At 30.7% G+C, this 10,782-nt stretch carries 12 protein-coding genes; 6 read left to right on the top strand and 6 right to left on the bottom strand.

Features of this window, described 5'->3' with window-relative positions:
• Positions 1 to 223: 223 nt before the first annotated feature.
• Entirely contained in the window at positions 224 to 559 is a 336-nt protein-coding gene (locus P6936_RS06610; RefSeq protein ID WP_004837365.1) for a nitrous oxide-stimulated promoter family protein, read from the top strand.
• 22 nt (positions 560 to 581) lie between these two features.
• Here the strand turns inward: P6936_RS06610 and P6936_RS06605 are convergent, their stop codons facing one another.
• The gene (locus P6936_RS06605) at positions 582 to 776 is read right to left on the bottom strand and encodes a PTS ascorbate transporter subunit IIC (protein WP_004837366.1); all 195 of its coding nucleotides are present in this window, start codon (positions 774 to 776) and stop codon (positions 582 to 584) included.
• Complete coding sequence (locus P6936_RS06600) at positions 776 to 1,840, bottom strand: SPFH domain-containing protein (RefSeq protein WP_004837367.1); 1,065 nt, start codon at positions 1,838 to 1,840, stop codon at positions 776 to 778. Before P6936_RS06600 ends, P6936_RS06605 begins: the two co-directional genes overlap by 1 nt.
• Before the next feature lie 136 nt (positions 1,841 to 1,976).
• Between P6936_RS06600 and P6936_RS06595 the strand changes: the two genes are divergently transcribed.
• Entirely contained in the window at positions 1,977 to 2,750 is a 774-nt protein-coding gene (locus tag P6936_RS06595; protein WP_004837368.1) for an alpha/beta hydrolase, read from the top strand.
• Here P6936_RS06595 and P6936_RS06590 read toward each other — a convergent pair.
• The gene (locus P6936_RS06590; protein WP_276881187.1) at positions 2,747 to 3,292 is read right to left on the bottom strand and encodes a class I SAM-dependent methyltransferase; all 546 of its coding nucleotides are present in this window, start codon (positions 3,290 to 3,292) and stop codon (positions 2,747 to 2,749) included. The two genes, P6936_RS06595 and P6936_RS06590, sit on opposite strands and share 4 nt — an antisense overlap.
• 31 nt (positions 3,293 to 3,323) lie before the next feature.
• Positions 3,324 to 4,187, bottom strand: coding sequence for a helix-turn-helix transcriptional regulator (locus P6936_RS06585; protein WP_276881186.1), 864 nt, complete (start codon positions 4,185 to 4,187; stop codon positions 3,324 to 3,326).
• A gap of 82 nt (positions 4,188 to 4,269) precedes the next feature.
• Between P6936_RS06585 and P6936_RS06580 the strand changes: the two genes are divergently transcribed.
• The 4 genes from P6936_RS06580 (at position 4,270) to P6936_RS06565 (ending at position 9,126) form a co-directional block, all read left to right on the top strand.
• Entirely contained in the window at positions 4,270 to 4,818 is a 549-nt protein-coding gene (locus P6936_RS06580) for a hypothetical protein (protein WP_004837371.1), read from the top strand.
• A gap of 282 nt (positions 4,819 to 5,100) precedes the next feature.
• Positions 5,101 to 6,642, top strand: coding sequence for an ATP-binding cassette domain-containing protein (locus tag P6936_RS06575; protein WP_004837372.1), 1,542 nt, complete (start codon positions 5,101 to 5,103; stop codon positions 6,640 to 6,642).
• A 241-nt stretch (positions 6,643 to 6,883) separates the two neighbouring features.
• Positions 6,884 to 8,044: an ATP-binding cassette domain-containing protein gene (locus P6936_RS06570; RefSeq protein WP_276881185.1), complete on the top strand. Its 1,161-nt coding sequence runs from the start codon at positions 6,884 to 6,886 to the stop codon at positions 8,042 to 8,044.
• 119 nt (positions 8,045 to 8,163) lie between these two features.
• Positions 8,164 to 9,126, top strand: coding sequence for an ABC transporter ATP-binding protein (locus tag P6936_RS06565; protein WP_276881183.1), 963 nt, complete (start codon positions 8,164 to 8,166; stop codon positions 9,124 to 9,126).
• A 30-nt stretch (positions 9,127 to 9,156) separates the two neighbouring features.
• Here the strand turns inward: P6936_RS06565 and P6936_RS06560 are convergent, their stop codons facing one another.
• Both P6936_RS06560 and P6936_RS06555 read right to left on the bottom strand, forming a co-directional pair.
• Entirely contained in the window at positions 9,157 to 9,954 is a 798-nt protein-coding gene (locus tag P6936_RS06560) for a Cof-type HAD-IIB family hydrolase (RefSeq protein ID WP_276881181.1), read from the bottom strand.
• Positions 9,954 to 10,763, bottom strand: a complete 810-nt coding sequence (locus P6936_RS06555) for a Cof-type HAD-IIB family hydrolase (protein WP_276881179.1) — start codon at positions 10,761 to 10,763, stop codon at positions 9,954 to 9,956. The genes P6936_RS06560 and P6936_RS06555 overlap by 1 nt, the downstream gene beginning before the upstream one ends.
• Positions 10,764 to 10,782 lie beyond the last annotated feature (19 nt).

Here is a 10,782-nt window from a genome sequence, read left to right as displayed (position 1 = left end):
TATTTGTACATTTTTATTTGGCCACTTTTGTACATTCTTATTTTAGCATTTACACTCACCAAGCAGTTCTGAGAACTTCCTTAATATTTTATTTGCTTGTATGATTTGTTATATAGTTTAACTTTATATTTGAGGAGTTATCCTTGTTTTTTTAATCTAATCTACAGATTAGAAAAGCTAAGATAGATATATCTAGTATAGTATTAGTACATAGGAGGGATTTATGGACAAGAAACTTAAGGAAGAATACATGATTGTTTGTGAGATGATTGATTTGTATCATAGGAAGAATGATAGTTTTTCTGATGATGAGATTAGTGAGCTTAAGGCTTATGTCAAAAGTAAGCTTTCTTCTTGTATTCATGGTTCTAGTAAGCTATTTTGTTCTTACTGTAAGATTCACTGCTACGAACCTGCGAGGCGAGAGCAGATTCGTGAGATTATGAAGTTTTCTGGTCCACGCTTTATTTTTTATAGACCTGGCATGTCTATAAAGCATCTATTACATAAATCTAGTCTTATAAGAAAACTTGCAAGTAAAAAGTCCTACAGAAAATAATTTTCTAAGTAGGACTTTTTCTTTACTCAATGTCTAATTCTATTGGTTCATCTATTGTTTCTGATACGTATTTGCCGTCTTTTTTTCTTTGTTTTACGCATTCTGTTAGTAGATATTCTATTTGACCATTGATTGATCTAAAGTCATCTTCTGCCCATTGGGCTATTTGAGCGTATAGTTTTTCTGATACCCTTAGGGGTATTTGTTTTTTTGCCATTAATACAAGCTTCCTGTGTTAACTATTGGGCTTGCTTCGTGGTTACCACAAAGGACTACTAGGAGGTTTGATACCATGGCGGCTTTTCTTTCTTCGTCTAGGTCTATTACGCTATTTTCTTCAAGTTTAGCAAGTGCCATCTCAACCATCCCTACAGCGCCATCAACTAGCATTGCTCTAGCATCTATTAGGGCTGAAGCTTGTTGTCTTTGTAGCATAGCTGCTGCAATTTCAGATGCGTAAGATAGGTGGGTAATTCGTGCTTCTATTATTTCAAGGCCTGCAAATTCTACTCTTTCTTGGATTTCTTCTTTAATCCTTCTAGCGACAATTTCACTTGAACCTCTGAGTGATCCATCGTCCGGTTCTCCATCGCCAGTCGTGTCGATTTCATAGTGAGGGTTCACATCGTAAGGATATTGGCGAACAATATTTCTTAGGGCTGTATCTGTCTGTAGGGAAAGATATTCCTTGTAGTTGTCAACATTAAATACTGCCTTGGCTGTATCCTTTACCTTCCACATCACAGCTATACCAATTTCTACTGGATTTCCTAGATAATCATTGATTTTTTGCTTGCTATTATTTAGGGTCATTACTTTAAGCGATATTTTTTTGCTAGGTGCTTGGTAATTTGCCGTGTTAGCCTTGTCGAAAAATCCCTTGTTATCACTAACATCTCCTGATTGGCCAAGTTTGGTGCTTGCTGCTGGATTTATAGCAGATACGAAAGGATTTACATAGTAGAAGCCTTCGCCCTTTAGAGTTCCTATATATTTACCGAAAAGCGTTAGGACCAAGGATTCTTGAGGTTTTAAAATTTTAAGACCTAATAGCATAATCCAACCCAAGATTATATAGGCTATAGCTATAACAAATAAAACAATGTTTAAACTAGAATAATCTCCACTATCGAGAATATTTCCATTAACTACAATAGTTAAGATAGACCCGGCTAGAAGGGCTAGGTAGATAATTAAGATGACAATACCATTCTTTTTCGCTTTAAGAATTTTCTCTTCAACATTATTAGAATTTTCGAGTTTTTTTTCGAACTTATCCATACTTCCTCCTTTTATTCTTTATGATATCATAATGATATCATCATATTTTTATTTAGTCAATAGCTCTTAATATATTTTACATAATCTTACAAGACTTTTTTATTAAATTTAGGGTAAATATAGGCTAGGAGGGACTATGAAGTATTTTTATAAAAGTATAAGAGTAGCCAACAACGACATCATTAGAGGCGTTTTAAATACAGCTGATGATTTTAACGAGAATAAAAAGTATATTCCAATAATTTTCTATCATGGTCTTATGGATGATAGGAATGGAATTAATTATATGTCAATCCAGCAAGCAAAGTACCTAACTGCGGCAGGCTTTATTGTATATAGATTTGATTTTAGGGGCTGTGGGGAAAGCGAGGGGAGCTTTTACGATTTGACCTTTACTAGGCAGATTGAAGATGCAAAGCTAATTTATGAAAGTGTAGAAAGAGAAATTTTTGTAGATAAAAACAAAATATTTATTAGGGCCCACTCAATGGGAGGGGCTGTAGCAATAAAAATAGCAGAGCTTAAAAATCCCAAGGGACTTATACTTTATGCGCCGGGAATCAACTATTCTTTGGAAAACTCAAATCTTATAAAAAGCCTAGATGACTTATCCAGAAGCCAACTTGTAGGCGAGAAGGACTTGGGTGGCCTTAGACTATCGGCAAAGATTGTAGAAGATAGCAGAAAATATGATTTTTTAAAAATGGCAAAGTCTTATGAGGGCAAGGTCCTCCTTGTTAGGGGAGAAAAAGATCCTGTTATAGAAAAAGAATCCATGACCCTTCTAGAAGAGAAGTTCACGGATTGTAAGTATATAGAAATAGAAAATATTGGCCACAACTTTACGAGTTATGAAAAAAGACTAGAAATTTTTGAATTGACCAATGATTTTATTAGGGAAAATATTTAGAATTTCTTTTCAATGAGAATAACATAGGGTGAGATATCTGTTTTATTTGGGTAGGATAATTTAAGGATAGCAAAATCCTTTGGGTTTAGCTTTTCTAAGAAAATTTCAAGCCTATCCGCTTCGATTTTTCCTTGGGCGTGGCCTGGGTAGATGGTTATAATCACCCTGCCATTTTTCTGTAGAAGGCCTAAGATCTTCTTTAAACTTTCTATAGTAGAATCGGCCCTTGTAGTGATGGTCTTATCAGAATTTGGTAGATAGCCTAAATTATAAACCGCCAAGTCGATTTTTTCTTTTATGTAATTATCAATATGGGCATGACTGTCCAAAATAAAGGAAAAATTATCCCTAGGTCCAAGTAAATTTAAGGTATTTTCCCTTGCCTCTTCTTGAATATCAAAGGCGATAAGCTTCTTTGCACCCAAAACATCGAGGATAAAGGCCGAATCATGACCATTACCTGCCGTCATATCCACAGCGAGATTTATATCCTTCTTTCTAATAAGAATTTCCTTAACAAGCTCTGTTACTCTTTCAATCATACTTGCTCCTTAGAATAAGCATACTAGTAAGCTATCTTTTTATATTTTTGAATTTATGTAAGATGAAATTATAAGTATCAGGATCAGTTTTTTTAGAAATATCGAGGGCTTCTTTTATATAATCTTCGTAGGGAAGCTTATCATCCATTAGAATAATAGCTTTAGTATAAAGCATTACAGCGGACTTAGGATTGTCCGAATTATAAGCTAAGGCCATATTAATATATTCTAGAGCTTTCTGATTATCTTCCAATATGTAATAAATATTACTAATATTATGGTACAAAACTGCTCTAACATTATTATCTAAAACATCGCTCTCTTCTATAAACTTACAAATTATCAGCCTCTCTTGAATATCATCTAAACACGTTGCATAGTTCATCAAAATCCTATAATCTATATTATCATAATAATTATTATTTAGATCGTTGAAATCAAACTTTCCACCTGCATTTAGTGCCTTTATAATCAAATTCTTTCTAAGAGCAGGATTACCTTTGACTTCCATACTCCTAAAAAACAATATCAACTTTAAAGCCTTAATCTTCACAACATCTCTAGAAGTTCTTTCTTTTATTCTTATAAGTTCATTAATCTCAAGAGACTGATCTTTTCCTTCGTACCTATCTTTGCTATTTAAGGAAGAAATGATATTTTCAATATTTGAGCTATCTTCATACATTATCTCAAAATACTTTTCAATCAAATCGACAGATAAAATAGAAGAAAGTCTATCCAAGTTATCCAAATCAAAGTTAACCTTGGCATTTTCCATATTAGAAATAGTTTTGATATTAATAAAACTAAGCTCAGCCAATCTCTCTTGACTTAAATTCCTCTTATTTCTAATATCCTTTAAGAATTTCCCGAAAATATATTTTCTATCATTCATATACATCACCTAAATTAATATTTTATCATATATTTATATATTATTCCATAGACAATTTTTATATGGTAGTAAAAGAATTATATTGTTAAGATTAATTAAAGATAGATTAAATAAAGATTTATTTTCTAATATACATGAATCATGTATAGAATGCGAATATAGTGATTGCAAAGGCATTATACACATTCTTGAAAGTGAAGTTGATGAATTAGTGGATATAGGGGCGGAAATTGTTTGTTTGAATGATAATATAAATTTATTAAATACATTCGATAATGATGAAAGTGGAAACATTGATTTAACACAGCAGTCCCCAACATGTAAATTGAGAGATTCAAAAGGAAACTGTAAAATTCAAAAAAATAAACCATTATTTTGTATGCTCTTTCCATTTATGATAGTCAATTATTTGGATGGAAAAAATTATTGGGCATTAAGTAAAAAATGTTCGTATTATGATTACTTAGTATCTAATTCTAAAGTTGAAGATACTATAGAAAATTTTATTAACTATCTTGAAGAGATTCCAAGTAAAATATACAACGAAATTACAAGTACATTTATCAAAACAAAGGAGGTAGTCCACTATATTTATAGTGATGAAGAAGTTGAAATAATTAAAGAAATATAAATAATATATATTATTTATAAATAAATCTAAAGGAGGTGAATTTATGTCTAAATGCAAAGGTAGTATTTCTACAAAAAATGTTGTAAAAATTAGAATAATTAAGAAGGCATAGTAAAAACACAAGGGCTGTTGCAGAATCAAAAATTTGTAGATTTCAACTAAAGAACACATACAAAAATTTCAATAAGTTATCAAACGAGACTGAAATTTTTATGTGGTAATTATAATGATGATACGATACAATCATAGTTTTGCAGCAGCTCATTATTTTAAGAGGTAATTATGAAAATTGATTTACAAAAAAAATTTATTATTGCTATTCATGGAATTTTGCTTATTTTAATATCCTTGACAATGGTTTTTTATCCTATTTATATATCTAAATTTATTGATAACATTTCAAATATATATAGATTGAAAAATATTTTTTTGGTGATTGCATTACTAGTGATAGCTAAGGGAATTTTTAATATTTTCGATATGTTATTGGAAAATTATCTAAATTATTCATTAGAGTATGATCTCAAAAAAAATATGATGTCTAAGTTACTTGATATTAGTTACCTAAATATTATTAGAGAAGATGAAGGAAAATTGATTAATTTAAATAAGGATGTGGACTCATTAATAGATTTTTATATAAATTTTTTATCGATAACATTTAAGAATATTTTAATTCTTTCTGGAATTTTTATTGTATCAGTTAATAAGTTATCTTATTTTTCATTTTTATTTATTGTGATGATTATAGCTTTCTTAATCTTATTAAATAAAATTAAGGAAAAATCTAAAATCAAGGTTAAAAATACCAAGGAAACTTATGATAGAATGATAAGTCTATTCTCTGAGACTTTTACTTTATTGGAGGAGTTTGTATACATTGATAAAGATACTTATTTAATAAACAGGTTGAGAAAATCAATATCGAAATTTTTTAGTTACGAAGTTGTATCAAACTTTATTTCTTATGAGTATTGGATTAGTTCTATTTTTGTATTTTCATCTATGAAGATAATTGTGATGATATCAGGAATATTTTTAATCAACAATGAGCTAGTAACTTTGGGAAGCTTATATTTGTTTATATATTATATTGATTTAATAGAAGATCCAATTATGGAGATAAGATTACAATTAGAGACTCTACCTAATATAGGGATTGTAAAAGAAAGAATATTTGGATTTTTAGATTTGAATTCTAGAAAACTAGAATATGGGAATTATGATTTGTGTGAAAAAGTATCCAAGATTGAGTTTTCTAATGTAAGTTTTTCCTATTCTGAGAAGGAAATTTTTAAAGATTTTAATTACACTTTCTCTAAGAAAAAATATCTTGTAAGAGGAGTCTCTGGATCGGGTAAGTCAACACTGATTAACTTGATGGTTAGGCTATTTGATCCAATAGATGGAAGTATAAAATATAATGATATTGATATAAGGATGTTTAAGAAAGAATCTATTAGTGAAAAGATAGAATACATAGATCAAAAAATTGAATTATCTAAGGAAGCTATCATTGCTGATGTGATTAGTGAAAATCAAGAATCCATAAGAACTCTAAATATTTTTCTTCCAAATAAGGATTTTGCCACCCCATTGGATGAATTATCTAATGGTGAATATAGGAGCTTATATCTTCTTAAGGCTTTAAATTCAAATAAGGATATCATTATAATGGATGAGACGTTTTTGGGGATTGACGAAGGTAAATGTGATGCTTTCTTTAAGCTTGCTGATAATATTGATAAGATCATAGTTATTATCAGTCATGAAGAGAGAATTATTGCCATGGCAGACGAGGTGATTGATCTTGGAAAATATTAATGTAAAAACTTTAATTAAAGAATATCCTAAATATTTTGTATTAGACTTGCTAATTTGGCTTTTAGCACATAATATTCCTTTGTTATTATCATACCTAATCAAACTTTATTTTGACTCAAATCAAAATAATAATTTATTAATCATTGTATTTTTATATACAATTATCTTTCTGTTAAGATTTCCACTTATAAAATTGGGAGCAGATATAGATATTAAGGCGCAACATAAGTGGGTCAATGTTATGTATGAGAGAATCATTAGCAAATGCCTTGAATCTAGAAAAGTTTCGGATTCTAATAGCCAAATATTTATTGATACTATTCAAAATGATATTAATTCAATAGTATCATATATATCATATGGAGTTGATACAATCTGCAATGTAGTTGGCTCTATAATAGCGTTTATAATAATTGCCTCAATAAATATTTATGTAGCTATGGTTATACTAGTAGTTCCTATACTTATATTCTTCATATTGAATTTCCTAAAAGATAAGCTTTACGATAAAAGTATGATTATAAGAAACAATGAAACTAACCTCATAAAGATATACCAAGATGTTATAGGTGAAAGCAGAAAAATAAGGATTGAATCTCTGGAGAATAAATATTTTGATATCTATAATAAACATTTAATGAAAAATAAGAGTGATAAGTTTAAGTATAGCTATTTCAATATTATGATAAACACTATCAACCAATCTTTGGTAGATTTGAATTTAATATCTATACTCTTGGCAGTAATATATTTTAGAAACTTTTCTGTAGGAGACCTTGCTTTGTTGATAAGCTATAGTTTTATCATAAATGACTTATCGACATATGTATCGACATTTATAGTAATAAATAATGATTTGAAAGTGAGTTTAGATTCCTTTAATAATAAGCTGAACTTCAATTTATGCGAAGATAAATCTATTTTTAAAGTTGATAATATCATAAATAGAATAAGTTTGGGTGAAGTAAATGTATTAATTGGAGACAATGGTTCTGGTAAGAGCAGGATTTTTAAAGAGCTTGCTAGTAACAGAGAATATTGTTTGGTTCTTAAGAATTCATCAGTATTAAGCGAAGATTTATATGAGAACATAGTTACTGACGGTAATCCTTATATGTATAGAGAAATTGTAGAAAATTTTTCATTAAATGATTTGGAGGATAGGAAAGAACTAATTAGTGATGAACTATCAGGAGGGCAAATCGATAGAATTGCTATAGCCAGAGCTTTGCTATCAGGTAAGGATGTGATTTTAATCGACAATAATTTATTTTCTATAGATTTTGCTATTAGATCATTAATATTTGAAGAATTCGAAAATTCTGGCAAAACATTTTTGATTGCTGATACTGAGTATAGAAATGAATACAAAAATTTTAATGTTATATATTTAAAAAACTAGTGACAAGAAGTGATACTGAAATGTTTTATCTAACGATATAAATTTAGAAAAGTAGATTGGTCGATAAGAAAATATAGTTTTTTAATAAGATGTGAGAACAAGAGAATAAAGAATATTTTTTGAAAAAATTCGATGTGGATGATAATAGGTTATTGAAATCTTTAACCCATCTAAATGTTTCCATTAGCATGTTCGGTCAAACTCTTTTTAGTATTAATATTTTATCATCTTTGTCAGTTACATATATTTGTAGTATTCTGGTTAAGAATCAATATTTACAACTATCTGACCTCTTGGCTTCTCTAAAGTTAGTTTCAATTTCTACAGCGACTTTAGCAGATTCTTTTGGATATTTGGTTAACATTTTATCTACTAAGAAAATAAAGGAGATGGTGATAAGTGAGATTCCTGAAAGGAAAGAAATTGTCAAAGAAGAAAAAATTCCACAACTAGACCTTAGGCTAAACAATCTATCATTTTCCTATGGACCTATCAAGGTCTTTGATAAGATGGATTTGGATATAGAAAAATCTAAGTCCTATGCCATAATTGGAAATTCAGGTTCTGGTAAGTCCACTCTTGCCAAGATTCTTATGAAGGTAAATGAAGACTATGGGGGAGAGATTTCATTTTCTAATGGCAACTTCAAGGATTTTTCGGAAGAAGAATTATATGATAGTATCTACTATATCCCACAAAATCCTATAGTATTTGAGGATACTTTTATAAACAATATAGGCATGGCTGATGATGGGCTTGATAGAGATAGGATTGAAGGAATTATCGATAGGGTCGGCCTAAGTCGAGTTTATCATGAGAAGAAGGACGGGATAATAAAAAATGGAAGTCTTTCTGGTGGCGAGAAAAAGAAATTAGAACTTGCTAGGGCCTTGTATAAGGGAAGTGAAGTATTAATCTTCGATGAGCCAACTAGTGGACTTGATCCAGAAAGTGCTAGGTCAATCGAAGGATTAATCGAAAGCCTAGATAATCTAACTAGAATAGTAATCACTCACAATCAAGACAAAGCCTATCTACAAAGCTTTGACCATGTAATAAATATTGAAGATTACAAGAATTAAGCCCAGGCTCTCAAAGTTTATCCAAAGCTTTTATAAAACAAATTTATCAAGATAGTAGGCTATGCCGTCTTCGTCATTTGTGAGGGTTACGTAGTCTGCTATTTCTTTTATTTTTTCTACTGCATTTCCCATGGCAACTCCCACTCCAGCAGCTTTAATCATAGTCTCATCGTTCATTTCATCACCAAAGGCTATGATGTCTTTTTGGTCTATATTAAATATTTCTGCTATTTCTAGAAGGCTTTTTCCTTTGGAAAGTCCTTTTGGCATAACTTCATAGTAAAATCTTGAGGATTTAACTTGGACTGTAAGTTTTCCAAATTTTTCATAAAGTTTTTTTGCTGGATCATCAATTATTTCAGGGTCTGCTGCAAAGAGGATTTTATTTACAGGAAAGTCGATTTTTTTATAGAGATCTTCTACTTCGACTGCCTCCATCTTTAGGGTAGTAGCCTCACCCTTTGTGTAAGGACCGATTTTTGGGCTATAAACTGTATCCTTATAAGGGACCATGGTCTCGAGGACTAGGTCTTTGGCAAATTCTAAGATTTCTACTGCAAGCTTATGATCCATTTCGTGGTTAGAAAGAAGATCTCCTGTAGCAAAGTTTGTTATTGCTCCTCCATTAAAGCTTGAAATAAGACCTCCATATTTTTCAAATTCTAATCTTTCTGCCAAGTCACGAGCCCCAGCAGTAGGCCTTCCAGTAACTATTACGACCTTGTGGCCTTCTTTCATGGCAGAAATTAAGGCTCTTTTTGTATTTTCAGTTATGACCCTCTTGCTATTTACAAGAGTTCCATCGACATCTACTCCTATTAATTTCATTATTTCTCCTTTAATAAATTCTTTTCTATATAATAAGCTATCCCGTCTTCATCATTCGATAAAGTAATTTCGTCTGCTTCTTTTTTTAATCTATTGCTAGCATTAGCCATAGCGATTCCAACTCCTGCCATCTGGATCATTTCCATATCGTTTATTTCATCACCGAAGGCATAAGTGTCCTCATGTTTTATGGAAAAATAGTCGGCTATTTCCAAAATGCTTTTGCCCTTGTTTATTCCAAGTGGCATACAATCTAGAAATTGGGGCATGGAATGGATGGGATTAACTCTTTTTTTGAATCTATCCCTAAACTTTTCTATATTCTTTTCTATTATTTCTGGCCTTGCAGAAAAAAGGAGCTTATTTAGGGGAAAATCTATCTTATCTTCTAAGTTTCCTATTATCCTGTAAGGCATTTTGTTTTTTTGTGATAAAAATTCTAGGCTGTGGGTTCTGTCATTCTCAGCGAGGATTTCTCCTTTGTGATAGATTATATAATCAAAACCAAGACTTTTGCCGAAAGCTATCATCTCTTTTATGAGATTATAATCTAGGTAGTGGTTAATAATGGTCATTTTTTCTTTCATATCGTAGACATGGGCACCATTTGATGAAGAAATAAGACCGCCGTATTTATCAAAGGCCAGGGCTTTTCCTAGAAAGTCCGCCGCATAGAAGTCCCTACCAGTAATTATAGCAAGTTTATTGCCTTCTTCCATGGACCTTATTAGTGTTTTTTTCGTTCTTTCGCTTATTTGATTTTTACTATTAAGAAGACTACCATCTAAGTCTACTCCGATTAATTTCAATATATCCTCCGGTTTAAAT

This window comes from Anaerococcus tetradius, from assembly GCF_947087635.1.
Taxonomy (GTDB): Bacteria; Bacillota; Clostridia; order Tissierellales; family Peptoniphilaceae; genus Anaerococcus; species Anaerococcus tetradius.
The sequence above is the reverse complement of the archived record's forward strand: the minus strand, read 5'-3'. Positions and strand labels throughout refer to the sequence as shown.

Bases quoted from the DNA above. Each gene is read 5' to 3' on its own strand.
- P6936_RS06595 (WP_004837368.1), top strand. From the start codon at position 1,977: ATGAAGTATTTTTATAAAAGTATAAGAGTAGCCAACAACGACATCATT.
- P6936_RS06575 (WP_004837372.1), top strand. From the start codon at position 5,101: ATGAAAATTGATTTACAAAAAAAATTTATTATTGCTATTCATGGAATT.
- P6936_RS06585 (WP_276881186.1), bottom strand. From the start codon at position 4,187: ATGAATGATAGAAAATATATTTTCGGGAAATTCTTAAAGGATATTAGA.
- P6936_RS06570 (WP_276881185.1), top strand. From the start codon at position 6,884: ATGTATGAGAGAATCATTAGCAAATGCCTTGAATCTAGAAAAGTTTCG.
- P6936_RS06605 (WP_004837366.1), bottom strand. From the start codon at position 776: ATGGCAAAAAAACAAATACCCCTAAGGGTATCAGAAAAACTATACGCT.
- P6936_RS06560 (WP_276881181.1), bottom strand. From the start codon at position 9,954: ATGAAATTAATAGGAGTAGATGTCGATGGAACTCTTGTAAATAGCAAG.
- P6936_RS06590 (WP_276881187.1), bottom strand. From the start codon at position 3,292: ATGATTGAAAGAGTAACAGAGCTTGTTAAGGAAATTCTTATTAGAAAG.
- P6936_RS06610 (WP_004837365.1), top strand. From the start codon at position 224: ATGGACAAGAAACTTAAGGAAGAATACATGATTGTTTGTGAGATGATT.
- P6936_RS06600 (WP_004837367.1), bottom strand. From the start codon at position 1,840: ATGGATAAGTTCGAAAAAAAACTCGAAAATTCTAATAATGTTGAAGAG.